Origin of the sequence: Caballeronia fortuita, assembly GCF_001544835.2 — a bacterium.
GTDB lineage: Bacteria > Pseudomonadota > Gammaproteobacteria > Burkholderiales > Burkholderiaceae > Caballeronia > Caballeronia fortuita.
This window is the reverse complement of the sequence record NZ_FCNX02000019.1, coordinates 64,479-90,560: the sequence shown is the minus strand read 5'-3', so window position 1 is coordinate 90,560 and position 26,082 is coordinate 64,479. Positions and strand designations below refer to the sequence as shown.

The 26,082-nt window shown below is 63.7% G+C and carries 23 protein-coding genes; 16 read left to right on the top strand and 7 right to left on the bottom strand.

The genetic code is table 11. The features are described from left to right. Window positions 1-83: 83 nt before the first annotated feature. The gene (locus AWB77_RS29320) at window positions 84-2,435 is read right to left on the bottom strand and encodes a PAS domain S-box protein (protein ID WP_061137984.1); all 2,352 of its coding nucleotides are present in this window, start codon (window positions 2,433-2,435) and stop codon (window positions 84-86) included. A gap of 215 nt (window positions 2,436-2,650) precedes the next feature. On the opposite strand from AWB77_RS29320, the gene AWB77_RS29315 reads away from it, so the two are divergent. Further along, a complete protein-coding gene (locus AWB77_RS29315; protein ID WP_061137983.1) occupies window positions 2,651-3,019 on the top strand; it encodes a hypothetical protein in 369 nt (122 codons plus the stop codon). A 118-nt stretch (window positions 3,020-3,137) separates the two neighbouring features. Here AWB77_RS29315 and AWB77_RS29310 read toward each other — a convergent pair whose 3' ends face one another. The 4 genes from AWB77_RS29310 to AWB77_RS29295 all read right to left on the bottom strand — a co-directional run bounded on the left by AWB77_RS29310 (window position 3,138) and on the right by AWB77_RS29295 (window position 8,040). After that, window positions 3,138-4,703, bottom strand: a complete 1,566-nt coding sequence (locus tag AWB77_RS29310) for a methyl-accepting chemotaxis protein (protein ID WP_061137982.1) — start codon at window positions 4,701-4,703, stop codon at window positions 3,138-3,140. A gap of 109 nt (window positions 4,704-4,812) precedes the next feature. Further along, window positions 4,813-6,465, bottom strand: coding sequence for a fatty acid--CoA ligase (locus AWB77_RS29305; protein ID WP_061137981.1), 1,653 nt, complete (start codon window positions 6,463-6,465; stop codon window positions 4,813-4,815). Between the two features lie 42 nt (window positions 6,466-6,507). Next, window positions 6,508-6,870 (bottom strand): BON domain-containing protein, encoded by a 363-nt coding sequence (locus tag AWB77_RS29300; RefSeq protein ID WP_061137980.1) that lies wholly within the window; start codon window positions 6,868-6,870, stop codon window positions 6,508-6,510. 21 nt (window positions 6,871-6,891) lie between these two features. Further along, window positions 6,892-8,040 carry a porin gene (locus AWB77_RS29295; RefSeq protein ID WP_061137979.1) on the bottom strand — a complete coding sequence of 383 codons (1,149 nt, stop codon included), beginning with the start codon at window positions 8,038-8,040 and terminating at the stop codon, window positions 6,892-6,894. Between the two features lie 328 nt (window positions 8,041-8,368). On the opposite strand from AWB77_RS29295, the gene AWB77_RS29290 reads away from it, so the two are divergent. The 15 genes from AWB77_RS29290 (at window position 8,369) to AWB77_RS29220 (ending at window position 23,067) form a co-directional block, all read left to right on the top strand. After that, on the top strand, window positions 8,369-9,424 hold the full coding sequence (locus AWB77_RS29290) for a beta-keto acid cleavage family enzyme (RefSeq protein ID WP_061137978.1): 1,056 nt from the start codon (window positions 8,369-8,371) through the stop codon (window positions 9,422-9,424). Between the two features lie 93 nt (window positions 9,425-9,517). Beyond that, window positions 9,518-10,849, top strand: coding sequence for an MFS transporter (locus AWB77_RS29285; RefSeq protein WP_061137977.1), 1,332 nt, complete (start codon window positions 9,518-9,520; stop codon window positions 10,847-10,849). A gap of 31 nt (window positions 10,850-10,880) precedes the next feature. Then, window positions 10,881-11,447, top strand: a complete 567-nt coding sequence (locus AWB77_RS29280) for an RBBP9/YdeN family alpha/beta hydrolase (RefSeq protein ID WP_061137976.1) — start codon at window positions 10,881-10,883, stop codon at window positions 11,445-11,447. Then, a complete protein-coding gene (locus tag AWB77_RS29275) occupies window positions 11,444-11,743 on the top strand; it encodes a Rieske (2Fe-2S) protein (RefSeq protein WP_061137975.1) in 300 nt (99 codons plus the stop codon). The genes AWB77_RS29280 and AWB77_RS29275 overlap by 4 nt, the downstream gene beginning before the upstream one ends. A gap of 124 nt (window positions 11,744-11,867) precedes the next feature. After that, window positions 11,868-12,326 carry a PRC-barrel domain-containing protein gene (locus AWB77_RS29270; protein WP_061137974.1) on the top strand — a complete coding sequence of 153 codons (459 nt, stop codon included), beginning with the start codon at window positions 11,868-11,870 and terminating at the stop codon, window positions 12,324-12,326. Window positions 12,327-12,413: 87 nt separating this feature from the next. Then, complete coding sequence (locus AWB77_RS29265; protein WP_061137973.1) at window positions 12,414-13,127, top strand: PIG-L deacetylase family protein; 714 nt, start codon at window positions 12,414-12,416, stop codon at window positions 13,125-13,127. Beyond that, the gene (locus tag AWB77_RS29260; RefSeq protein WP_061137972.1) at window positions 13,120-14,067 is read left to right on the top strand and encodes a glycosyltransferase family 2 protein; all 948 of its coding nucleotides are present in this window, start codon (window positions 13,120-13,122) and stop codon (window positions 14,065-14,067) included. Before AWB77_RS29265 ends, AWB77_RS29260 begins: the two co-directional genes overlap by 8 nt. Before the next feature lie 183 nt (window positions 14,068-14,250). After that, window positions 14,251-15,522 (top strand): glycosyltransferase family 4 protein, encoded by a 1,272-nt coding sequence (locus AWB77_RS29255; RefSeq protein ID WP_061137971.1) that lies wholly within the window; start codon window positions 14,251-14,253, stop codon window positions 15,520-15,522. Continuing rightward, a complete protein-coding gene (locus tag AWB77_RS29250) occupies window positions 15,519-16,097 on the top strand; it encodes a D-glycero-alpha-D-manno-heptose-1,7-bisphosphate 7-phosphatase (protein ID WP_061137970.1) in 579 nt (192 codons plus the stop codon). The genes AWB77_RS29255 and AWB77_RS29250 overlap by 4 nt, the downstream gene beginning before the upstream one ends. Continuing rightward, a complete protein-coding gene (locus AWB77_RS29245; protein WP_061137969.1) occupies window positions 16,094-17,251 on the top strand; it encodes a glycosyltransferase family 9 protein in 1,158 nt (385 codons plus the stop codon). Before AWB77_RS29250 ends, AWB77_RS29245 begins: the two co-directional genes overlap by 4 nt. Before the next feature lie 3 nt (window positions 17,252-17,254). Next, window positions 17,255-19,000, top strand: coding sequence for a carbamoyltransferase family protein (locus AWB77_RS29240; RefSeq protein ID WP_061137968.1), 1,746 nt, complete (start codon window positions 17,255-17,257; stop codon window positions 18,998-19,000). Beyond that, window positions 18,997-20,049 (top strand): glycosyltransferase family 2 protein, encoded by a 1,053-nt coding sequence (locus tag AWB77_RS29235; RefSeq protein ID WP_244158691.1) that lies wholly within the window; start codon window positions 18,997-18,999, stop codon window positions 20,047-20,049. The genes AWB77_RS29240 and AWB77_RS29235 overlap by 4 nt, the downstream gene beginning before the upstream one ends. Continuing rightward, window positions 20,046-21,110 carry a glycosyltransferase family 9 protein gene (locus AWB77_RS29230; protein ID WP_061137967.1) on the top strand — a complete coding sequence of 355 codons (1,065 nt, stop codon included), beginning with the start codon at window positions 20,046-20,048 and terminating at the stop codon, window positions 21,108-21,110. Before AWB77_RS29235 ends, AWB77_RS29230 begins: the two co-directional genes overlap by 4 nt. Then, window positions 21,097-22,056 (top strand): glycosyltransferase family 4 protein, encoded by a 960-nt coding sequence (locus AWB77_RS29225; protein ID WP_061137966.1) that lies wholly within the window; start codon window positions 21,097-21,099, stop codon window positions 22,054-22,056. The genes AWB77_RS29230 and AWB77_RS29225 overlap by 14 nt, the downstream gene beginning before the upstream one ends. A gap of 30 nt (window positions 22,057-22,086) precedes the next feature. Continuing rightward, window positions 22,087-23,067, top strand: coding sequence for a UDP-glucuronic acid decarboxylase family protein (locus tag AWB77_RS29220; RefSeq protein WP_061137965.1), 981 nt, complete (start codon window positions 22,087-22,089; stop codon window positions 23,065-23,067). Here AWB77_RS29220 and AWB77_RS29215 read toward each other — a convergent pair. Next, on the bottom strand, window positions 23,064-25,721 hold the full coding sequence (locus AWB77_RS29215) for an ATP-binding cassette domain-containing protein (protein ID WP_061137964.1): 2,658 nt from the start codon (window positions 25,719-25,721) through the stop codon (window positions 23,064-23,066). The two genes, AWB77_RS29220 and AWB77_RS29215, sit on opposite strands and share 4 nt — an antisense overlap. Continuing rightward, window positions 25,718-26,017 carry a hypothetical protein gene (locus AWB77_RS29210; protein ID WP_157694940.1) on the bottom strand — a complete coding sequence of 100 codons (300 nt, stop codon included), beginning with the start codon at window positions 26,015-26,017 and terminating at the stop codon, window positions 25,718-25,720. The genes AWB77_RS29215 and AWB77_RS29210 overlap by 4 nt, the downstream gene beginning before the upstream one ends. Window positions 26,018-26,082: the final 65 nt, after the last annotated feature.

Here is a 26,082-nt window from a genome sequence, read left to right as displayed (position 1 = left end):
GCGCCTGGCGTCGAATCGCCTCCTCCGCGCGGCCTGCAACGCTCGCAGTCGTGCGGCTATATCGCACTGGGCCGCGAGACGCATCAGTCACGTAACGCGATCACCAGATCTTCGAAGGTGAACGGCTTGCGCAGCGATTTCCACGCGAAGCCCTGCACTTCGCCTGGAAGGACATCGGCGCCCGACGCGAACACGATGCGCGTGTCCGCGTGCCGCGCGAGCACGCTGCGCGCGAGTTCGGTGCCTTGCATGTCGGGCAGGTTGACATCGGTGAGCAGGACGTCGACCTGTTGGCTGTCGAGCATGGCGAGCGCGTCGGCTGCATTGGCCGCGCCGATGGCTTCGTGGCCGAGCACCGTCAGCAGTTCGCTGACCGCGATGCGCGAACTGTCGTCGTCTTCGACGATCATCACGCGTAAGCGGCGCGGCGCGCCCGCCTGCGGCAACATGGTGGCTGGCGAGTCGTTCGTATGCGGTGAAGCACCATCCGATACGCCAAGCACCTGCCGCACCTTGAACGCGAGATCGTCCCTGCTGTAGGGCTTGCTCAGCAATTCGACACCGGGATCGAGCCGGCCGCCGTGCACGATCGCGTTTTGCGTATAACCCGACGTGAACAGCACCCGAAGATTCGGCTGAAGCTGAACCGCGCGCCGCGCCATTTCCGGGCTTCGGAGCGCGCCGGGCATCACGACATCGGTGAAAAGAAGATCGACATGGACGCCGCTCGCGAGCACGGCCAGCGCCTGATCGGCGTTATCGGCCTTGAGCACGTGATAGCCCAGTCCGACCAGCAATTCGATGACCGTGGCCTGAACTTTCAGATCGTCCTCGACGACGAGTATCGTTTCGCTTCCGCCGCTCGCGGGCGCGTATTTCGACGCGATGGGTTCGAGCGCCTCTTCGCTCGATCGCGGCAGATAGATGCGCACGGTCGTACCGTGGCCCACTTCGCTATAGATGCGGATATGGCCGCCGGTCTGCTTGACGAAGCCATACGCCATGCTCAAGCCCAGACCCGTGCCCTCGCCTTCGGCCTTCGTCGTGAAGAACGGTTCGAACGCGCGCTCCATCACGTCGGGGGACATGCCGGCGCCCGTATCGGTCACGCCGAGCATCACGTACTGGCCGGCGGGAACATCGGCGAGCGAGCGGACGTAGCGATCGTCGAGCATCGCGTTCGCGATTTCCAGTGTGAGCTTGCCGCCGTCGGGCATCGCGTCGCGCGCGTTGATCGCCAGATTCAATAGAACGTTCTCGAGTTGATGCGAGTCGACGAACGCGTTCCAGAGACCGCCCGACACCACCGTTTCGACTTCGATGGTCTCGCCCAGCGCGCGGCGAAGCAACTGGTCCATGCCGCGCACCATCGACGCGAGATTCACCGTCACGGGACGCAGCGCCTGTCTGCGCCCGAACGCGAGCAATTGCGATGCGAGTTTCGCGCCGCGCTCCACCGCATCGATCGCATTGCCGATGCGATCCATCGACCAGTTGTCGCGCAGATTGCGCGTCTGCAGCAGTTCGAGGTTGCCGCGCAGCACTTGCAGCACGTTGTTGAAGTCGTGCGCGACGCCGCCGGTGAGCTTGCCGATCGCTTCCATCTTCTGCGACTGAAAGAGCGCCGCGCGCGTCTGCTCCAGCAGTTGATCGGCCTCGCGTTTTTCTGTGACGTCGCGCGTGATCTTCGCAAAGCCGATCAGCACGTCCGATTCATCGCGTATCGCATCGACGATGACGTGCGCCCAGAAGCGCGTGCCGTCGCGGCGCACGCGCCATCCCTCGGATTCGAAGCGTCCTTCGCGCGCGGCCGTCGCGAGCGCGCGGGCCGGCAAACCCGCCGCCGCGTCTTCCGGCGTGTAGAAGCGCGAGAAATGCGAGCCGACGATTTCTTCGGCGGTATAGCCCTTGATGCGGCGCGCGCCGTGATTCCAGTTCGTCACATAGCCTTCGGGCGAAAGCATGAAAATCGAATAGTCGGTCACGCCCTGAACCAGCAGTCTGAAGCGGCGCTCGCTCTCGATGACCGCATCGTGCGCCTTGCGTTTCTCGCTCTCGTCGCGCACCACTTTCGCGAAGCCGAGATGCCCGCCTTGCTCGTCGATGAGCGCCGTCGTGACGACGTTCGCCCAGAAGGTCGTGCCATCGCGGCGCTTGCGCCAGCCTTCGGTCTGGAAACTGCCGTGCTCGCGCGCGCCGGTGAATTCCGCTTCGAGCAGCGCGTGCGCGCGTGTGTCGTCCGGGAAGAATATCGATGAGTGCCGGCCCACGATCTCTTCCGGCGCGTAGCCGAAAATCGCCTGTCCGCCCGGCCCCCAGGTCTGGATCAATCCGTCCGGCGTCAGACAGAAGACGGCAAATTCGACCGTGGTATCCGCCCAGATGCGGGCCCAGTCGGTAAGACCGCCGTTAAAACTATGCGTGCTGCTCTGCATGGCAACTTGTCACCCCGATTGAAACATTCTTCTCCTCAAAATACACCAGAAACGCTTAAAAGATGAATTTTAGATGCGTGATTGTCAGCGTTTCGCCCGCACCGCGCGGCGCTCCGGCTCTCGCGCGAATAATTCCACGCGCGAAATTGCGTTATGGCATGACGATTGCAGCCGCCCCGTTCGCCCTGTGTGAACGTCGAGCCGAGGAGCGAGTCATGGAGAGCGGAAGTACGGGTTACATTTATCTCGGCATCCCCAGCCGGCTTGCAGGCGTGCTGTGGACCACCGTGAACGACATGCAGCGCAGTCTTTCGGGCCGCGAGAATTGCGCGTGGGCGCAACTGACGAGCGCGGCGCTCAGTCGCTGCGTGCTGCATTTCGCCTGCCTGTGCCGGGAGCGCGGCATCGGCGAATCCGATTCGGAGCTTGCGTGTTCCGAAGTCTTTCACGTCTTCGCCGAGCAACTCGCGAACGATACGACCGCCGCCGAATGGAGCGTGCCCCCGCATATGGTGCCGGTCGTCGCGGGCACGATCGCGGCGTGCGGGCAGCTCGTCGTCGACCGGATGGGTCAACCGATCTGAGCGCGATCAGAGTCTGTAACCGCGCCGGAGATCGCTTACTGTTCCGGCTTCGTGGTGCGCAGGTTGTAGACCGTGACCGACGCGGTGTCGATGTCGTTCCGATCCCGCACTACGCGAATCACGCGAGCACCGGTGCGGATGCGTGTATATGTGCGTCCTCGCGCAGCCTGAACACGGACACTACGTCACGCAGCGACGCGGCCTGTTCCGCGAGCGCATGCGCCGCCGCCGACGCCTGCTCGACGAGCGCGGCGTTCTGCTGCGTGACTTCGTCCATCTGCGTCACGGCGAGATTGACCTGCTCGATGCCGCCGCGCTGCTCTTCCGACGCCGCCGAGATGTCGCTCACGACGCCCGTCACGCGCTGCACGGAACCGACTATATCGGCGATGATCGCGCCTGCATCGCGCACGAGCGCCGCGCCGGATTCGACACGTCCCGTCGATTGTTCGATGAGCGTCTTGATCTCCTTGGCCGCCGATGCGCTGCGTTGCGCGAGCGAGCGCACTTCCGCCGCGACGACCGCGAAGCCGCGCCCTTCCTCGCCGGCGCGCGCGGCCTCGACCGCCGCGTTCAGCGCGAGAATGTTCGTCTGAAACGCGATGGCATCGATGACCGCGATGATCTCGCTCACCTTGTTCGAGCTCTCCGAAATGCCGTGCATCGTTTCGATGACCTTGTCCATCATCGCGCCGCCGGACGTCGCGGTCTGCCACGCGCTCTGCGTCAGCGACGACGCGGCAGACGCGTGATCCGCGTTCTGCCGCACGGTGGCCGTGAGCTGCTCCATGCTCGCCGCCGTTTCCTGCAGCGATGCGGCCTGCTCCTCCGTACGCGACGACAGATCGTGATTGCCCGACGCAATCTGCGCGCTCGCGGTCGCGACGCCTTCTGCGTTGTGCCGCACCTGACCGACGACGCGCGCAAGACTCGTCTGCATCTGCTTCAGCGCGGCGAGCAGTTCGGCGATTTCGTCCTTGCCGCGCGTATCGAAATCGAGCGACAGGTCGCCGGTCGCGACGGCCTGCGCGCAACCCAGCGCGCGCGCCAGCGGACGCGACACCGTGCGGCTGAACAGATAGCCGCCGACGAGCGCGAGCGTCAGCACGGCGAGCATCAGCGCGATGCTCGCGAACGATGCGCGGCGCGCGTCGCTATCGGCGCGTGCGGCGACGAGCGCGCTATCGGCGGCGATTTTCTTCGCGGCCTGTTCGAGCAACGCGGCCGGCTCGCGATCGACGCCCGCGACGGCGTCATCGCCCGCGGACGGCTCGAAATTCGCGGCCTTGAACGCCTCGAAACCGCGCCGGTAACCCGCGCCCATCGCACTGTGCGCGGCGGCGAATCGTTCGATCAGATCGCGACTCTCGCCTGCGGGAAGCGTGCGCTTCAGATCGTCGGCGAATTTGCTGACCGCGCGTTCGCGGGTCTCGAATGCACTCCAGTACTTCTGCAGCTTCGCGGGGTCCTTGCCGCGCAACAGCGTGTCTTTCCACTCCTGGACCTGGAGCTTGAACGTGACGAGCATCTCCGAAACCATGCGCTCGCTGGCGACGTTCGACGCGACTTCGTTGCGGTAAGCGTCGATGGAACCGTTGAGCGCGAATATGCCGTAGAGCGCGCCGGCGAACATGAGAACGAGCGCGGCGGCGAATGCGAGAGGAATCTTCAGGCTGAGCTTCATGGAGCGAATTAGCGATGGACGCAGTGAGCGCGTTTCGGCGCGGATCGCTGCTTATCGGCAATGCGCGCATCAAACTGGAGCGGATTGCCGATTTTTTTCCACTGTGCTCTTACCCGCCGAAGCGCTCGCGCAGGCGCTTTTTGTTCAGCTTGCCGACGCTCGTCTTGTCCAGTTCGTCGACGAACCTTACGACACGCGGCACCGCATACTTCGAGATGCGCCCGGTTTCGCTGTAATCGAGCACGTGCCTGCTGATATCGTCTTCCGAAACGGTCGCGTTGCAGCCGGCTTTCAGCACGACGAGCGCAACGGGACGCTCGCCCCACTTCTCGTCTTTCACGCCGATGACCGCAACCTCTGACACCGCATGATGTTGCGAGATCAGGCTTTCGATCTCGAGCGACGACACCCATTCGCCGCCCGACTTGATGACGTCCTTGATGCGGTCGGTGATCTGCAGATAGCCTTGCGTATCGATGCTCGCGATGTCCTGCGTATGCAGATAGCCGCCCGACCACAGTTCTTCGGACGCGGCGGGATTTTTCACATAGCCCTGCGTGAGCCACGGCGCGCGCACGACGACCTCGCCGCTCGCGCTGCCATCGCGGGCAACGTCCTGCATCTCTTCATCGACGATACGCAGATCGACGAGCGGCAAGGGCCGCCCGGTCTTGCAGCGCAGGCGCACTTCATCGTCGAGGTCAGCCGGCATCGACTGCGGGCCCACTTGCGCGAGGCTCAGCAGCGGGCACGTCTCCGACATGCCGTAGCCCGCGAACACGTCGATGCCGCGTTCGAGCGCCGCACGCGCGAGACCGTGCGGCAGCGCGCCGCCGCCGATCACGACCTTCCACTTCGAGAAGTCGATGCCCGCCGCATCGGGACAGGCGAGCAGCATGTGCAGGATCGTGCTCACGCAGTGCGAGAATGTGACGCCTTCATCGCGAATGAGCGCGGCGAGCCGGTCCGGCGCATAGCGGCCCGGATAGACCTGCTTCACGCCGAGCACCGTCGCGATGAAAGGCATGCCCCACGCGTGCACATGGAACATCGGCGTGATCGGCATGTAGACATCGCCGCGATGAAAGCGCTGGCCGGAAGCCGGACTCGCGAATGCGGCCATGCCGGTGATCGTATGCAGTACGAGCTGACGATGCGAGAAGGACACGCCCTTGGGCAAGCCTGTCGTGCCGGTCGTATAGAACGTGGTGGCGCGCGTGTTCTCGTCGAAGTCGGGGAAGACGAACCTCGTGTCGCTCGATCCGAGCATTTGCTCGTATTCGACGGCAAAGGGAATCGTGTGCGAAGGCGCGATGCTGCCTTGCTCGTCGATCCAGATAAAAGTCCGCACGGATTCGAGCCGGTCTTTCAGCGCTTCGATCACCGGCACGAAATCGGTATGCACGACGAGCACTTCCGCGCCCGCATGATTGAGCGTATAGAGAATCTCGTCGTGCGACAGCCGCACGTTCACGGTTTGCAGCACTGCGCCCATCATCGGCACGGCGAAGTAGGACTCGAGATACCGATGGCTGTCCCAGTCCATCATCGCGACGGTCGTGCCGTGACACACGCCGAGCTTCGCGAGGCCATCGGCGAGACGCGCGATGCGTTCGCGCAGCGTGCGATAAGTCATGCGCACGTCGCCCCGATAGACGATCTCCTGATCGAGCGACTGCGTGAAGGGCGTGTGCAACAGATGCTTCACGAGAAGCGGATAGGCATACGCCGGCTGCGTTGCTGCGAGAACTGCATCCTGCATTTCGATCTCCTGTCCCGGCGCCTGGTCGCCGGATGATTGCGCTTATTGATTGAAGGCGCGGCGCACGGTCAGCTTGTTGCGCACCGACACGACGCCGGGAACGCTCTTGGCCAGCGCGCCGGCCTTGTCGATCTGCGCGGCATCGCCCACGGTGCCAGTCAGCGTCACGACGCCGTTCTTCGCGCTCACGCCGATGCTGCCCGCATCGATCGCTTTGTCCTTCGCGAACGCGGCATAAACGGCGCGGCGCACCGCGCGATTCGATTGCTTCGCTTCGTTCGATTGCTTCGCGTCGTTCGTCGGACTCTGCGCGGCGGACGCGGCCGTTTGCGAGCAGGCGTTCGCGGATACGAGGGCGACGATCAGCGCCGCGCACGCGAGCTTGAATGTGTTCGCTGTTTTCATTGGCTTCTCCGTTGAGCCTCGTCAGAAGTTATGCCGCACGCCGATCATCGCGGCCGTGGTCGACGTGCCCGGCGCGACGGGCTGTCCATACACGATGGTCTGGTTCATCGTGCCGTTGTTTTCGACATGACCGACCTGCGCATACGCCAGCGTGCGCTTGGACAAGCTGTATTCGGCGCCCAGCGCGAACTCGGCCGAATGATTGTGCGAATTGTTGTTGTCCTTCAGGTAGTAGAAGCCCGAGGTCACCTTCAAAGCGGGCGTGAATCGATAACCGAGACCAGCCGAATACATATCGATATCGGCACGGCTGCTGTTCGCCGGGTTCTTGCCATGTCCGTATGAGCCGGACACGGAGAAACCGTAAAACGTATATTGGGCGCCCGCGTAGAAAAATCGGTTGTTCGCTTGACCTGTCGATGCAATCGCGGGCGTGGCGGGATAGGTCGCGGGAAACGGATTCGCGTCGTGTCCGTTGTAGTACGCGACGGCGAGATTCAGGCCGTAGTTCGAATACTTGACGACGGCCGATTCGCGCGTGCCGCCCTGAAAATGCCCCGGCACGCCGCCCGGCGCATATTCGAGCGCGAACGACGCGCCGTAGAACTTGGGCGATTCGTACACGAGCGCATTGCTGTCGTACAGCGCGCCGATCGCGCCGTTCGTGCTCGTGCCGGGCCAGCCCGCCGCCTGATTCACGCCGAGCCAGGCGGTCAGAATGCTGCCGAAGTACTGCGCGCCGCGCACGTCGGTGTCGTACATCGCCCAGATCATCGGGACGATCTGGCGGCCCGCGTCGAGCTTGCCGAACGGGCCCGAGACGCCGACCGTCGCGTACTGGTTGAACTGCGCGGTCACGCCGGGCGTGTCGCTGAGGCCGGACCTGCCCGTGCCGCTATCGAACGAGCTTTGCAGCTTGAAGTTGATGTGATAGCCGCCGCCGATATCCTCGGTGCCCTTGATGCCCCATCCGCTCGAATAGATGCCGCCGTCCTTGAAGCGATACACCTTGCCGAGATTCGGCGCATTCGGTGCAAACGATGCCGCCGCCGTGCTCTGATACAACAATCCTGAATCGACGACCCCGTACAGCGTCACCGCCGATTGAGCATGCGCGGCCGCCGACGACAATCCTATCAGTGCCGCAACGCTGGTTACTTTCGATTTCATTAGCTATCCGTATTGTCTTGAGTGGATTCCTGCGTTCGATCCGGGACGTGTCTTGCGAAGCGCAAGGCGCATCGCTCGAACGGGCTGACGACGCGCATCACCGATGCAAGACTACATAAAGGTGCCGGAACCATCCCCTCTCGCGGCGGGAGGGACAGGGAATACGCGTAGAAGCGTGCTAAGGCCGATTCATCTGACGTTTCATCGTGCCGCCCCTCTCACCGGGAGAGGGGCGCGCGCTGCGGGCGCGCAATAGCATACGAAGGAACGGGGGCAAACCATCGGTCATCGAATCCGCCCTCTCACCACGATCCTCAACGGAGCCAACATGCAATTCCTCGACGATTCGCTGCACCCCGAGAACCAGGACAAGGTCGTTATCACCGTTGCGCCCTACGGGCCGGAGTGGATGCCGGAAGACTTCCCCGAAGACATTCCGGTGACGATGGAACAGCAGGTCCAGAAAGCCGTCGATTGCTACAACGCGGGCGCGACGGTCCTGCATCTGCACGTGCGCGAACTCGACGGCAAGGGCAGCAAGCGCCTGTCGAAGTTCAACGAACTGATTGCGGGCGTGCGCGCGGCCGTGCCCGACATGATCATCCAGGTCGGCGGCTCGATCTCCTTCGCGCCGGAAAACGACGGTCAGGCCGCGAAGTGGCTCTCCGACGACACGCGCCACATGCTCGCCGATCTCGAACCGAAGCCCGACCAGGTGACCGTCGCGATCAACACGACGCAGATGAACATCATGGAGTTGCTGTATCCCGAGTATCTCGCGGGCACTTCGCTTTCGAACCCCGCGTTCATGGCCGCCTACAGCGAGATGACGGTGCCCGCCGGTCCCGCGTGGGTCGAAGAACATCTGCGCCGCCTGCAGGCAGCCGGCATTCAGCCGCACTTCCAGTTGACCGGCATTCACGCGCTCGAAACGCTCGAGCGTCTCGTGCGCAAGGGCGTGTACAAGGGAGCGCTGAACCTGACGTGGATCGGCATCGGCGGTGGCTTCGACGGCCCGAATCCGTTCAACTTCTTCAACTTCGTTCATCGCGCGCCGGACGGCTGCACGCTCACGGCCGAATCGCTCTTGAAGAACGTGCTGCCCTTCAACATGATGGCGATGTCGATGGGTCTGCATCCGCGTTGCGGCATCGAGGACACGATCATCGATCAGCACGGCAACCGCTTCACGTCGGTACAGCAGATCGAGCAGTGCGTGCGCGTCGCGCGCGAACTGGGACGCGAAATCGCGAGCGGCAAGGAAGCGCGCGAGATCTATCGCATCGGCGTGCAGTACGAAACCGTCGACGAAACGCTCGCCGCCAATGGCATGTCGCCGAATCGCGCGACGGGCGTGCGGAATCTGCCGTTGCGCGCGGCCTGACCGCGCCGCCGAACGATACATATAAAAGGCGGCGCTTCTTGCGCATGGCAGGCAAGAACAAGCCGCCCGACGAATTCATGAAGGAGACGATTCATGTTGATGCAACACGCCGAGCCCGCCGCCGATGCGGGCGTAGAGACACAGACAGACGTGCGCGCCTATGCGTGGGTGGTGTTCGCGCTGACGGTCGGCCTGCTGCTCTCCGACTATATGTCGCGGCAGGTATTGAACGCCGTGTTCCCAATGCTCAAAGCGACATGGGGCCTTTCCGACACGCAACTCGGTTCGCTCAGCAGCGTGGTCGCGCTGATGGTCGGCGTGCTGACGTTCCCGCTGTCCGTGCTCGCCGACCGATGGGGCCGCGTGAAAAGCATCATTCTCATGGCCGCGATGTGGAGTCTCGCGACGCTCGGCTGCGCGATCTCGACGAACTACGGCGAGATGTTGTTCGCGCGCGCGTTCGTCGGCATCGGCGAGGCGGCGTATGGCAGCGTCGGCATCGCAGTCGTGCTCAGCATCTTTCCGGTGCGGCTGCGCTCGACGCTCACCGCCGCGTTCATGGCGGGCGGCGCGTTCGGCTCGGTCATGGGCATGGCGATCGGCGGCGCGGTCGCCGCGCATCTCGGCTGGCGTTCGGCATTCGGCGCGATGGCCGTGCTCGGCTTCGTGCTCGTGATCGTCTACCGGATCATGGTCACCGAGAAGCGGCTTGCGCCGTTGCAGCCCGCGATTGTCCACGACATCAAAGCCGCGAACCTCGGCATGCGCATGACATTCCGCGCGCTGATGAAAGGACTTTTCTCGACACGATCCATCGTATGCGCGTATATCGGCAGCGGCTTTCATCTGCTCGTGCCCGCCGCGCTCTGGGCGTGGATGCCGAGCTTTCTCAACCGCTATTACGGCATGGCGCCGGCCAAGGCAGCGATGATCGCGGCGTTGTTCGTGATGGTGACGGGCGTCGGCATGGTCGTGTGCGGCAACCTGACCGACCGCATCAGCAAGAATGCGCGTGAGAAGAAATGGCTCACGGCGATCGTGTTCTGTCTCGCGTGCTTCGTGCTGCTCGCGCTCGCCTTCCGGATGCCCGCGGGAATCGTGCAACTTTTGCTCATCGGCGCCGGCATGTTTTTCAGTGCGGGCGCGACCGGGCCGTCCGGCGCGATGGTTGCCAATCTCACGCCGCCGTCGATTCACGCGTCCGCATTCGCCACGCTCACGCTCGCCAATAACCTGCTCGGGCTCGCGCCCGCCGCGATCCTCACGGGCATCGTCGCCGACAGGATCGGTCTTCTGGGCGCGTTGCAACTCGTACCGTTCGCGCCGCTCGCTGCCGCGATCGTGTTCGCCATCGGCAAGCGGCATTACGCGGGCGATCTGGATCGCGTGTGCGCGCTGCGCGATGCGGCCGCGCGCGGCATGTAACGCAGCGCGATCGTACGCACGAAGGACTTTCATGACTTCCGATACGACACCGACCATTCTCATCGTGCCGGGTCTGCGCGACCATGTCGCCAGTCACTGGCAAACGTTACTGCAGCAGCAGCTTCCGAAAGCCGCATCCGTGCCGCCGCTCGAACACGACAAGCTCAGTTGCGCCGCGCGTGTCGCCGCGCTCGATGCGGCCCTTGCGCGCATCGACGGTCCGGTGATTCTCGTCGCGCACAGTGCGGGCGTGATGATCGCCGTGCACTGGGCGCGGCAGCATCATCGCAAGATTCAGGGGGCGCTTCTCGCCGCGCCCGCCGATCTCGACACGCCGCTGCCCGAAGGCTATCCGTCGCTCGATACGCTCGCGCAAAACGGCTGGCATCCGGTTCCGCGCACGCCGCTGCCGTTTCCGGCGATTGTCGGCGCGAGCCGCAACGACCCGCTCGCGGGCTTCGAACGCGTCGCGCAGATGGCGCACGACTGGGGCAGCCGCCTCGTCGATCTCGGCGAAGTGGGCCACCTCAATCCGGCTGCGGGCTTCGGTGAATGGCCTATGGCAAGAACATTGATCGATGAACTCGCGATCCTATGATGACCGTCTGCGATAGCGAAGACCTGCGGCCGGGACAGCGCAAGCTCGTTTTCGTCGATGGCCGCAGCATCGTGCTTTTCAATATCGAAGGCACGTTGCACGCGATCGACAATGCGTGCCCTCACAACGGCGCATCGCTCGCGAGCGGGCAACTCGACGGCTGCATGCTGCGCTGTCCCGCGCATGGCCTGCGTTTCGATGTGCGCACCGGCTGCATGCCCGGACCGAGCGGCCTGCGCGTCGCGACTTTCAACGTACATGCCGTCGATGGCAAACTCGCAATCGATATCGACTGATTGAGAAGCATCTCATCGTCAATCGACTGAGGATCGTAGGTCGCGCGATAACGGCGAGGACGGAACGTTCCTTGCGCGATCTCTATGGCCGATTTCCATAGTCGGCTCATCAGGGAGAGAGATCATGTCAGTCGATAAAGGCCAGTTGAATATCGTCGGCAAGGGCGCTGCGACGGCGGAAGGTCCGGGACCGGACATCATGGCGGCAAGCACGCTCGACGGAAACAACGTGCTCAGTTCGGACGGAGACGACGTCGGCAAGATCAAGGAGATCATGCTCGATGTAGCATCGGGACGGGTCGCGTATGCGGTGCTGTCGAGCGGGGGCTTTCTCGGCATTGGCGACAAACTGCTCGCGATTCCGTGGAGCGCGTTGACGCTGGATACCGATAACAAGTGCTTCCGTATTTCGGCGACATCGGAACAGGTGAGGAACGCGCCGGGCTTCGACAAGGACGCGTGGCCGTCGATGGCCGACCGCTCATGGGCGGATTCGATCCATCAATACTATGGCCGTGCGCCGTACTGGCAACGCTTCGATCGCGACGACGATACATATCGCGACGTACCGCCCGCGCTCTAAAAGCGCCAACCTGAAACGATCGGCGGATCCGGTCACGACGAGGCACGTCCATTGCGCCTGGCACGTACTCATTGCCACGCGCCGACCATGACCCAGACCGTTCGCCGACCGCTCGTCATTTCCCCTCATCTCGACGATGCCGTATTCAGTTGCGGCGCGCTGCTCGCCGCATCGCCGGGCGCAATCGTCTGCACGATATTCGCGGGCACGCCGCGCGAGCCGCTTTCGACCGATTGGGACCGGCAATGCGGCTTCGATAACGCGCAAGAGGCGATGCCCGCACGTCACGCCGAAGACATCGCCGCGCTGCAAATGCTCGACGCGCGCGCGGTGCACCTTACTTTCCTCGACTCGCAATATCTGCACGGCAATGCCGACCATACGAGCGACATCGCCACGGCGATTCGCGAGGTGATGCGGGAAAACGATCACGATTCGCTGCTGATTCCACTCGGCCTCTTCCACTCCGACCATGCGCTCGTTCATGCCGCCGCGCGCGACACGTGCCTTTCGGACGCACCGATGGCATGCATTGCGTACGAGGACGGTTTATACAGGCGAATGAACGGACTCGTACAAATGCGGCTCGTCGATCTCGCGCAGCGCGGTATCGAAGCGACGCCGCGCGTCGATCCGTCCGGTCCGCCCGATTCTGCCAGGCTGCAGCATTGCTTCGAAGCGAAGCAGCGCGCGGTGCAATGTTATGCGAGCCAGCTTCGCGCCTTCGGACCCAACGGCTATGACGATGTACTCGCGCCCGAACGCTTCTGGACCTTGCGAGTCAGCGACCGCCGTGCATAAGGACGACACGTTTCCCGGCGCGGACCGCGCGCGGCTCACCGTCGTCGTGCTTACCTATAATCGTGCCGATCAGGTAGTCGATACGCTTGCAAGACTTTCCGCCTTGCCGGATCGCATTCGTATCGTTGCGGTCGATAATGCGTCCACCGACGGCACCGCCGATCGCATCGCGGCGCGCTTTCCATCAGTCGAACTGGTCGTCGCCCCGTCCAATCTTGGCGCGGCCGGACGCAATCTGGGCGTTGCGCGCGTTACGACCGACTATGTCGCCTTCTGCGACGACGACACCTGGTGGGGCGCCGGATCGCTCTCGCGTGCGGTGGCGATCCTCGATAAAGCGCCGCGTGTCGCGGTGTTGAACGCGCGCGTCGTCGTAGGCGAAGACGGCGCCGACGACGACACATGCGAGCGCATGCGCGACAGCCCCTTGCCGATGGACGGACTGCCCGGCCCATCGCTCATCGGTTTCATGGCGGGCGCTTGCGTGTTTCGCACGAACGTCTTCAGGAAGATCGGCGGATACGAGCCGAGGCTTTTCATCGGCGGGGAAGAAGCGCTCGTTTCGCTCGATGTGCTCGCCGCCGGACACGAGATCGTCTATATGGATGAGCTTGTTCTGCATCATCATCCTTCGCCGCTGCGCGACAGCGCCCAACGCCGCAGGCTCCTTGCGCGCAACGCCGCGTGGGTCGCATGGATGCGTCTGCCATTGGCCGAAGCCTTGCGCGCAACCCGCGATGCCTTGCTCATCGCAAACAGGGAGGGCGCGCTGCGTCTCGACCTTCTGGCGCTCTTGCGCGGCATCGCATGGGCGGCGAGCAAACGCCGTGTCGTGCCCGCGCGCGTGCGCGAGATGCGCCGCATCGTTCACGAAGACGATGCGCGCCGTGCACAGCAGGAAGCCGCACCGCCCTCTTTCCGTTCTACAAGTCCCACGTAAAAGCGCGTGCGTTGCGCAACGAACCAAACGAAATTTGGTGCGCACCGCGACGAACCGCAAATCGTTTCGTACTTCTCTCCAGTCACACAACGAGTGGCACAGCAAATGCTGAACGTTTGCGACTGATCCACGCGATTGCGCACCGCGCACCCGCCGTTGGGGATCGTATAACAGGGGGCTTCCGTGAAGATCGCTTTGATCAGTGAACACGCTTCGCCGTTGGCGATTGCAGGCGGCGTCGATAGCGGCGGCCAGAACATCTATGTAGCGAACGTCGCGCGGCAACTCGTGCGCCTCGGTCACGAAGTCGACGTATTCACGCGTTGCGATCGTTCCTTGTTACCGCTCGTCTCGCGCTTCGAAAACATCCGCGTGATAAACGTACCGGCTGGTCCACCCGTGCAGCTTCCGAAAGAACAGCTTTTACCGCACATGGATGCGTTCGCCGACTTCATGACCGGCTTCATGAAGCAGGAAGCGAAACCGTATGACATCGTGCATGCGAACTTCTTCATGTCGGGGCTCGTCGGGCTGCGTATCAAGGACGCGCTCGGCGTGCCGCTCGTCACGACGTTCCATGCGCTCGGCCGCGTGCGGCGTCTGCATCAGGGCGAATCGGATGGCTTTCCCGATACGCGCTTCGACATAGAAGACGAACTCGTCAAACGTTCCGATTCGGTGATCGCGGAATGTCCGCAAGACGAGAACGACCTGATTCATCTTTACGATGCCGATCCCGCGCGCATCGATCTCGTGCCGTGCGGTTTCGATCGCGCGGAGTTTCATCCATTGGATAAAGCGGCGGCGCGCGAACGGCTTGGCTGGCCGCAGGACCGCTTCATCGTGCTGCAACTGGGGCGCATGGTGCCGCGCAAGGGCGTCGATAACGTCGTGCGCGCGCTCGGCCTGTGCCATGCCGAACATGGCGAAACCGCCGAGCTCTATGTGGCGGGCGGCAATTCCGATGAAGCCAATGAGATAGCGACGCCCGAGATCGGCAGACTGCGCGGCGTTGCGCGCGAATGCGGCATCGAAGAGCATGTGCATTTCGTCGGGCGTCATGGACGAAACGAACTGAAGCACTTCTATAACGCAGCGGATGTATTCGTCACGACGCCGTGGTACGAGCCCTTCGGCATCACGCCGCTCGAAGCGATGGCATGCGGCCGGCCCGTCATCGGCGCGGATGTCGGCGGCATCCGCTACTCGGTCGCGCACGGTGAGACGGGTTTGCTCGTGCCGCCGAAAGACCCGTCGGCGCTCGCGGCCGCGCTCGCTACGCTCAAGCGCGATTCCGCACTTGCCGGCAGGATGGGCGCCGCGGGCCTCGCGCGCGCCAATGCGATGTTCACGTGGTCGAGCGTCGCACAGGCGCTCGCGCAGGTCTACGCGCGCGTGAGCGGCGACGAAGGACAGAGCGCGCAGCGTGTGGCAATGGGCGGAGCCGCGCGATGACGCCGCCCTTGCGCCCAGCCATTTTCATCGACAAGGACGGCACCTTGCTCGACGATGTGCCGTGGAACGTCGATCCGCTTCAGATGCGGCTCGCGCCCCGCGCGCTCGATGCGTTGCGCCTCTTCGCATGGCTCGAACTGCCGCTTTTCGTCATCAGCAATCAAAGCGGCGTTGCGCTCGGCAAGTTCGATATTGCTGCACTCGATGCCGTCGAAGCACGCTTACGCGAACTGGCGAAAGAGGCCGGCGCGACATTCGCGGGCATCTACTGGTGTCCGCATCATCCGAACGGTGTCGTGCCCGCCTACGCGCGCGCGTGCGAATGCCGCAAGCCCGCGCCCGGACTCTTGTTGCGCGCGGCGCGCGAACATCATGTCGATCTCGCGCAGAGCTGGTTCATCGGCGACATACTCGACGATGTCGAAGCGGGACACCGCGCAGGCTGCCGCAGCGTGCTGATCGACAACGGCAACGAGACCGAATGGGTCAAGGGCGAAGGCCGTGAACCCGATATCGTCGCTAAAGACATGTATGAAGCGGCGATCGCCGTCGTAAATGCGGAGTGTCCCGCATGAAGCCGATGCTCGCACCCGTCGTCGAAGCGCACGCGCGCAAGAGCGCGGCGAACGCAGCGCGCGAATGGGGCGCGGATGTAAAGCGCATTCTTTGCATCCGTCTCGACAATCTCGGCGACGTATTGATGACGACGCCCGCGCTGCATGCGTTGCGCGCCGCGCAGCCGGGGCGGCATCTCACCTTGCTCGCATCGGGTGCGGGCAAAGCGGCGGCGTCCTTCATCGATGCGATCGACGATGTCATCGAATACGACGCGCCGTGGGTCAAGCAGGATGCGCCCATCGACGCACTCGCCGATCTCGCGATGCGTGCGCGTCTCGCCGCATCGAACTTCGATGCGGCCGTGATCTTCAGCGTCTACAGCCAGAACCCGTTGCCCGCCGCGATGCTCTGCCATCTCGCGGGCATTCCGCTGCGCCTCGCGCATTGCCGCGAGAATCCGTACGGCCTCTTGACCGACTGGGTGCAGGAGACCGAACCGCAGCACGGCACGCGGCATGAAGTCGAACGGCAGCTCGCGCTCGTTGCGCGCGTGGGCGCGAAAGCCGACGACACGCGTATGCGTTTCTCGGTGCGCCGCGCCGATCTCGACTCGCTGGCGCAAAAGCTCGCTGCACGCGACATCGATGTGAACGCGCCGTTCATCGTCGTGCATCCGGGCGCGAGCGCGGCGTCGCGCCGCTATCCGGTCGAACGATTCGCGCAGGTCGTCGAGCATCTCGGCGCGCAGCTGCAATGGCCGATTCTCGTAACGGGATCGCGCAGCGAAAGTCATTTGTGCCGCATCGCGTGCGGTGCGAGTCAGTACGCACACGATCTCTCCGGCGCGCTCGAACTCGGCGAACTCGCGGCGCTCATCGACCATGCGAGCGTGCTCATATCGAACAACAGCGGACCTGTGCATCTCGCATCGGCGCTGGACACGCCTGTCGTCGATCTTTACGCGCTCACGAATCCGCAGCACATGCCGTGGCAGACGTCGCATCGCGTGCTGTACCACGACGTGTCGTGCCGCTGGTGCTATCGCAGCGTGTGCCCTGAAGGTCATCACGCGTGTCTCGTCGGCGTCGATGTGAACGAGGTCGTATCCGCCGCGCTGGAACTCATCGAAGAACATGCATCGCCCGTCAATCCGATAACACAGGCAAGCTAAGCTATGTACACACTGGGAATCAACGCGGTTTATCACGACAGCGCGGCGGCGCTGGTGAAGGATGGCGTCGTCATCGCCGCGGCCGAAGACGAGCGCTTCACGCACGTCAAACATGCAAAACGTCCGGTGCCGTTTTCCACGTGGCAGCTTCCGTTCGATGCGATCGACTATTGCCTGAAGGAAGCGGGCATCGAACTCGCGGACGTGGATCACATCGCGTATTCATACGATCCGCATCTATTTTCCGGCATGCCGAAAGATGCGAAGGCGAGCATCGCCTTGCCGATGATGCCCTCCGCCGAAGCGTTGACCAATCCGTCCGAATCGCCGTGGGATCCGCTCTTTCTGAGCTACATCGTCAATGCGAAGGGGCAGTTGCTCGACGGCGCGCCGCATCATCTGAAGCGGCGTTTCGCAAGCGGCGGCCGCGCGCCGCGCTTCGCATGGCATCATGTCGATCATCATCTGTGTCACGAAGCAAGCGCGTTTCTCGCCGCGCCTTTCGACAATACCGCCGTGCTCACGATGGACGGACGCGGCGAAGGCGTGACGACGAGCCTCGGCCAGTTCGTCGACGGCGAATACACGCGCATCAAGCAAGTGGAGTTGCCGCATTCGCTTGGCTTGCTCTATGAAACGGTGACGGGCTATCTCGGCTTTCTGCATTCGTCGGACGAGTACAAGGTCATGGCGCTCGCGTCGTTCGGCAAGCCTACGTATGTCGATCAGTTTCGCGAGATCGTGAAGTATCGGCATGACGGAAGCTATACCGTCGATGCGCCGCGTCTCGTCGAACGCTTCGGTCCCGCGCGCGAACGCGGCGGCCCGCTCACGCAGCATCATTTCGACATCGCGCATTCGTTGCAGGCCGTGCTCGAAGAAACCGCGCTCGAACTGACGAAGTGGCTGCACGAACGCACCGGCCTCAAAAATCTCGCGATGGCGGGCGGCGTCGCGCTCAACTGCGTGATGAACGCGCGTCTGCGCGATCGCGGTCCGTTCGAAGAAGTCTGGGTTCAGCCGGCCGCAGGCGATGCGGGCACGGCGCTCGGTGCGGCGTTGTGGACGGACTATCAGGAACGCGCGAAGACGGGCGACCGCAGCCGCAAGTGGCGCATGGATCATGCGTATCTCGGCCCTTCTTTCGATGACGAAGAGATCGAAACGTTTCTGAAGTGGACGCACGCGCCGTATCGCAAGCTCACGAATATCGCTGAAGAAACCGCGGACATTCTTGCGCAGAACCGCGTCATCGGCTGGTATCAGGGGCGTACGGAGTTCGGTCCGCGTGCGCTCGGCGCGCGTTCGATTCTTGCCTCGCCGATCGATGCGTCGATGCAGGCGCGTCTGAACGAGATCAAGGACCGCGAAGACTTTCGGCCGGTCGCGCCGGTCGTGATGGAAGAACACGCAGCCGACTGGTTCGTCGATGCGCGCGTTGCGCCCTTCATGCTCTTCGTGTTCGACGTGCGCGACGACATGACGACGCGCATACCGGCCGTGACGCACATCGATGGCACCGCGCGCGTGCAGACCGTCGACCGCGCTCAGCATCCGCTCTACTACGATCTGCTCGCGGCGTTCAAGGCGCGCACGGGCGTGCCGGTGCTCGTCAACACGTCGTTCAACACGCGTGGCGAGCCGATGGTCAACACGCCGCGCGACGCGCTCGAATCCTTCTGGACCTCGCCGCTCGACGCGCTCGTGATCGGTTCGTTCCTCATCGAGAAGCCGGGCGCGCACGCATGAGCACCTACGCCGAACTCTTCGAGCACGGCGCGTCGAGCGCGAGCGAGGCGGCGTTCGTGCCGCGCGGCGACTTCATACCGGACGTGTCCGTGGTCGTGCCGACATATCGCCGGCCCGCGATGCTCGAACGCTGCGTGCTCGCGCTCGCGGCGCAGACATACGATCCGTCGCGCTATGAAATCATCGTATGCGACGACGGTCCCGACGAAGCGACGAAGGCATGCGTGCAACGCCTCGCGCAATCGCGCGCGCGGCGCGGTCCGTTGATCCGCTATGTGCCCGTGAGCGCGACGCAAGGTCCGGCGGGCGCGCGCAACGCGGGCTGGCGTGCCTCGCTTGCGCGGCGTATCGCCTTCACCGACGACGACACGATCCCCGACCCGCACTGGCTCGAGAACGGCGTGCGCGCGCTCGATGCGGGCGCGGACGCGGTATCGGGCCGCATCGTCGTGCCGCTCGGTCCGCGTCCGACCGACTACGAACGCGATGCCGCCGGTCTCGCCAGCGCGGAGTTCGCGACCGCGAACGCGTTCGTCACGCGCGCGGCGCTCGAACGCACGGGCGGTTTCGATGCGCGCTTCACGTCCGCGTGGCGCGAAGATTCGGACCTGCAATTCGCGTTGATGCGTGCAGGACTCGTCATCGCGCGTGCGGAAGACGCGACCGTGCTGCATCCCGTTCGTCCCGCGCGCTGGGGCGTGAGCATCTCGCAGCAGAAGAAGAGCCAGTTCGATGCGCTCCTCTTCAAGAAGTATCCGGCGCTGTTTCGCACGCGCATCCGTCGCGGCCCGCCGCTTCTCTACTATGCGATGCTTGCGGCGCTCGTCGTCGCGGCCGGCTCGGTCATGGCGGGCGCGCCGCGTATCGCCGTTCTTGCATTAGCGGCATGGGCCGCGATGACGCTATGGTTCAGCATGCAGCGTCTGAAGACGACCGCGCGCACGCCGTCGCATGTGGCGGAGATGCTGTGGACATCGGCGATCATTCCGTATCTGTCGATCTACTGGCGCATCCGCGGCGCATTCAGGTTCGGGGTGTTCTTCCTATGAACATCGAGCGGATCGTCGTGTTTCGTGCGCTGCAACTCGGCGACATGTTGTGCGCCGTGCCTGCGTTGCGCGCGCTGCGGCGTGCTCATCCGGACGCGCATATCGCGCTCGCGGGCTTGCCGTGGGCGAAGAGTTTCGTCGAACGATACGCGCATCTCGTCGATGAACTCATCGTGTTTCCAGGCGCGATCGGCTTTCCCGAGCAGCCGGAAACCGATGCTCATCTGCCAGGCTTCTACGAAGCGATGCGCGCGCGCCGCTTCGATCTCGCGATCCAGTTGCATGGAAGCGGCGGCGTGGCCAACGATATCGTCGAGGCAATGGGCGCGCGTTTGAACGCCGGTTTCCTGAAGCCGGACGAAGCCACGCGCGACGGCGTTTTCATGCCGTGGCCGGACGACTTGCCCGAACCCGCGCGATACACCGCCCTCATGCAGCTTCTCGGCATCGACGCGCACGCGCTCGATCTAGAGATTCCCTTGACCGATGCCGACACGCATGAATGCGCCGCACTCATCGAAGCCCGCGCGATCGATTGCGACAGGCTTGTGCTCGTGCATCCCGGTGCGCAATTACCGTCACGCCGATGGCCCGTCGAACGCTTCGGCGAAGTCGCGCGGGCGTTGTCCCGAAGCGGCTGGCAAGTCGCCGTCACCGGCAGCGCGGGCGAAGCATCGCTTACCGCGCGCGTCGCGAACGATGCCGGAGCCGATGTCATCGACCTGGCCGGGCAAACGTCGCTTGGTTCGCTTGCCGCGCTCGTCGCAAAGGCGCGGCTCATCGTCTGCAACGACACCGGGCTTTCGCATGTGGCCGCCGCGATGCGCACGCCGAGCGTCGTCGTCGCATCGGGCAGCGATACGCATCGCTGGGCGCCGCTCGATCATGCGCGTCATCGCGTCCTGGCGGACTGGCCGGCGTGCCGTCCCTGTTCCTTTCGCGAGTGTCCGTATGGTCATGAATGCGCGCTGAACGTGAGCGTGCAGTCGGTGATCGCCACCGCATTCGCCCAGCTTGAAACGACCGTCCGAGAGGAGACGCTTCTTCATGCCCATGACTAGTTCACGGCGCCTGCGTGTGCTCACGTGGCATATTCACGGCAACTATCTTTACTATCTGAGCCAGGCGCCGCACGACTTCTATCTCGTCACGCGCCCCGGCTATCCGCCGGGTTATGCGGGCACGGCGGGCGCGTTGCCGTTCGGTGCAAACGTGCATGAAATTCCCGCGAGCGAAGTGCAGTCGCAATCGTTCGATGTCGTGCTCTTTCAGCACAAACGTCAATGGGACGACGATCGCATCAATCTTCTCAGCGATGCGCAACGACGCCTGCCGCGCGTTTATATCGAGCACGATCCGCCGCAGGAAAATCCCTTCGAACAAAAGCATTGGGTGCAGGAGCGCGATACGTTGCTCGTGCACGTCACGCACTTCAACAAGCTGATGTGGGACAGCGGCGAAACGCCGACGCGTGTGATCGAGCACGGCGTCATCGTGCCCGATGGCGTGCGCTACAGCGGCGAACTCGAACGCGGCATCGCCGTGATCAATCATCTGCGCCAGCGCGGCCGGCGCCTCGGCGACGATGTCTATGCACAAGCGGCCGCGCGCGTGCCGCTCGATCTCGTCGGCATGGATGCGCAGTCCGCGGGCGGCATCGGCGAGATCGGCAATCTGGAGCTTGCGGCGTTCAGCGCGCGCTATCGCTTCTTCTTCAATCCGATTCGCTGGACGAGTCTAGGGCTCGCCATCGTCGAAGCAATGACGATCGGCATGCCGGTCATCGGTCTTGCGACGACGGAACTCGCGACCGTGATCCGCAACGGCGAAAACGGCTACGTGCATACCGACACGCAAGCCCTCATCGACGCGATGCAACACCTGCTGCGCGATCCCGCCGAAGCGCGGCGTCTGGGTGAAGGCGCGCGCCGCACTGCGCTCGAACGCTTCCATATCGCGCGCTTCGCTCACGACTGGGACGAAACGCTGCGCGACGTATGCAGCTAGCAAGCACTTATTTCAAAGGACGAAGGCGACATGAAAGAAGCGTACAGGAAGCGGATTCTGGTGACGGGCGGCGCGGGCTTTCTCGGCTCACATTTGTGCGAGCGCCTGGTGGCGCTGGGACACGACGTGCTGTGCGTCGATAACTTCTACACCGGCACGAAGGACAACATCGCGCATCTGCTAGACAGCCCGAACTTCGAGCTGATGCGTCACGACGTGACATTTCCGCTGTATGTGGAAGTGGACGAGATATATAACCTCGCGTGCCCGGCATCGCCCATTCATTATCAACACGATCCCGTGCAGACGACGAAGACCAGCGTGCACGGTGCGATCAATATGCTCGGCCTTGCCAAGCGCGTGCATGCGCGCATCTTCCAGGCATCGACGAGCGAAGTGTATGGCGACGCGCACGTGCATCCGCAACAGGAAGCGTACTGGGGCAACGTAAATCCTATCGGCCCGCGCTCCTGCTACGACGAAGGCAAGCGTTGCGCCGAAACGCTCTTCATGGATTATCGGCGGCAGCATGGCCTGTCGATCAAGATCGCGCGCATCTTCAACACGTATGGACCGCGCATGCATCCATCGGATGGACGCGTGATCTCCAACTTCATGATGCAGGCGCTTTCCGGAGAACCGATCACCGTGTACGGCGAAGGCACGCAGACGCGCTCCTTCTGTTATGTCGACGACATGGTCGATGCCTTCATCCGTCTCATGAACACGCCCGACGAGTGCACCGGTCCCGTGAACCTCGGCAACCCGCACGAACTGTCGATGCTCGATATCGCGCGGCGCATCATCGCGCTGACGGGATCGTCGTCGGAGATCGTATTCAAGCCGTTGCCGATGGACGATCCGTGGCATCGTCAGCCGGACATCGCACTCGCCCGCGATGTGCTCGGATGGACGCCCACGACGCCGCTCGACGAAGGCCTGCGGCGCACGGCGCAGCATTTTCGCGGCGTGATACAGGCCGCTGAATCGCGCGCCGCGCACGTCGTCTAAGCCGATTTCGCGGTCACGCCGCCGATGGTCGCGATGAGTTTAGGCGCGGGCACCGGCTTCGTGAGGTGCGCCTGAAAACCCGCGGCCTGCGCGCGCGTGCGTGCGTCGGCCTGCGTATGTCCCGTCAACGCGATCGCGGGCATGCGCTCGGAAAGCGATGCGCCGCGATTTGCTTCTTCGTCGCGAATGAGGCGCACGACGTCATAGCCGTCCTGCTCGTCGCCGAGCACGATGTCGCACAGAAACACGTCGGGCCATTCTTTTGTCGGCAGAGCGCGCAAACGCTCGAGCGCTTCGGCGCCCGTGGCGCATGTCACGACGGATGCGCCTACCGATGCGAGCACCGCTTCGAGCGCATCGCGCGCGTCTTCCTGATCGTCGAGCACCATGACGCGGATGCCTGAAAGCGCGTCGTCGGGACTCGGGCCGATCACTTGCGGATCGTCGAGCACCGGTCGCAGGGGCATCGTCGCGACGTAGGTCGCGCGCGCGTCGATGTTGCGCACCGTGAAGCTGCCGCCCGTTTCCTGCAACGCGGCTTCGAGGCGGCGCATCTGTTGCGGCGATAGTTCGACGGGGCTCGCCTGCTGACCGATCACCGTGAGATTTGCCTGATTGCCTTCGCGGAACACGCGCAACTCGATGCGCTCGCCCCGCGCCGCCGCGCTCATCTGCGAGCGGCACAGTTCGGCCACGATCTGCTGCAGCACGCTGGCATCGCCCGATACGCGCAGACCCGGCTCGCTGATGACCGTATAGAGATTCACGCCGCGCGCGATGATCTCGTCGTGCAGCGCGTCGACGACGCCGGCAACGAGCGCATCGAGGCCGAGCGCCTGCGCCGACACCTTGCGCTGCGCGTGCTCCAGTTCGCCCTGCTGCCATTGCAGCGACCACATTCGTGCATAGACGCCGTCACGCGCGAGCAACTCGTCGTGCTGTCCCTGTTCGACGATGCGCCCGTGCTCCATCACGAGGATCCAGTCGGCATCGACGACCGTCGACAGGCGGTGCGCGATCACGATCGACGTGCGCCCTTGCGCGAGACGATCGAGTTCGTTCTGGATCATGCGCTCCGAGCGCGTATCGAGCGCGGAGGTCGCTTCGTCGAACACGATGATGCGCGGGTTCTTGAGTATCGCGCGCGCGATCGCGATGCGCTGACGCTCGCCGCCCGACAGCCGCACGCCGCGCTCGCCGACGCGCGTATCGTAATGATCGGGAAGACGCTCGATGAAGCCGTCGAGCTGTGCGGCGCGCGCGGCCTGCACGATGTCCGCGCGCGTCGCTTCGGGGCGCCCATAACCGATGTTGTACGCGATCGTATCGTTGAAAAGCACGGTGTCTTGCGGCACGATGCCGACCATCGCGCGCAGGCTGTTCTGCGTCACATGCGCGATGTCCTGTCCGTCGATGCGTATCGCGCCCGCCGTAGGCTCATAGAGTCTGAAGAGCAGCTTGACGAGCGTCGACTTGCCCGAGCCGCTGCCGCCGACGACCGCGAGCTTCTTGCCCGGATGCGCGCGAAAATCGACATCGCGCAGAATCTGCCGCGCCGGATCATAGCCGAACTCGACGTGATCGAATTCGATTTCGCCTGCCGTCACGACAAGCGGCTGCGCCTGAGGTTCGTCGATATCCTCACGCACGCGGCCGCGCGAAAGCAGAATGCCGAACATGCGTTCGACGTTCACCATCGCATCGTTCGTTTCGCGGAAAACGAAGCCGAGCGTGTTGAGCGGATTGCACACTTGCACGATATACGCGTTCACGAGCACGAGATCGCCAACGCTCATCGTGCCCGCGACCACATGCTGCGCCGCGCGCAACATCACCGCTGCGATGCCGATGGCGATGATCGTGCTCTGTCCCACATGCAGCAACGTGAGCGCGCGCTGATTGGCGATGCGCGCATGCACCCATTCTTCGAGCACGCCGGAAAGACGCCCGGTTTCGATACGCTCGCTCGCGAAGAACTTCACGGTCTCGTAGTTGAGCAGGCTATCGACGAGACGGCTGTCCGAGCGCGCTTCGAGCTGGTTGACCGCGCGCTGAAAACGCATGCGAAAGCGCGTGAAGATGAACGTCCACACGGAATACAGCACGAAGGTCGCGCCGATGATCGCCATGAACTCCAGCGAATAACTGCTCACCATGATGGCGACGACCGTGCCGATCTCGATCATTACCGGCACGATGGTAAAGAGCGACGTGCCGAGCAGAAAGCCGATGCCATCAGCGCCCTTTTGCACGTCGCGCACCACCGCGCCGGTTTCGCGCTGCGCATGAAAACGCGCGCCGAGCGCATGAAGATGTGCGAACGTTCGCGCGGTAAATGAAGCAACCGTGCGCTGCGTGACGATGCTGAAGACGACGTCGCGCGCTTCGTTGAGCACATCGCCAAGATAGCGCAGCAGCACGTAGGCGAGCACTAGAAAAACGGGAAAGACGACGCTCGAGGCAGGATGACTGAACTCGTCGATGACGCGTTTGAGCATCAGCGGCACTGCAACCACCGCGAGCCGCGCGCCGATCATCAGCACGATGGCGGCGGCGGTCTGATAACGCCATGCCCACACTGCGCGCCACAGATCCCCGGCGATGCGACGGCGAACCTGCGCGCGCTCTCTTGCGACGCCGGACGAGGCCGTCACTCCTTCCAGTCCTTGCGCTTGCCCGCGCCCGCTGTCGATGCCCCCTTCGCAGCCGTTGGCGCGTTCTTCTTCTGCACGCGCTGTTCCTCGATGCGGCTCAGCGTCGCCGGGTCCGTGCCCGACCGTCCGGCCGCGCCCGCGCCGCCGGCAAAGCCCGCGTTCTTGCCTGAATTGCTGCTGCCCGATGACGTATTGCCCGGCGGCGCGCCGTTCTGCTGCTGTTGCGCCCACGCGCTCGTCATACACAGCGAGCAGGCGAGCGCGAGGATCGTGGTCGATGGACAATGGACTTTCATCTGGCCCTCCCTGGCGAGCGACGAGCCGTGTGGCCCGAGTCCAAGCTGCTCAGCAACACTTGCGC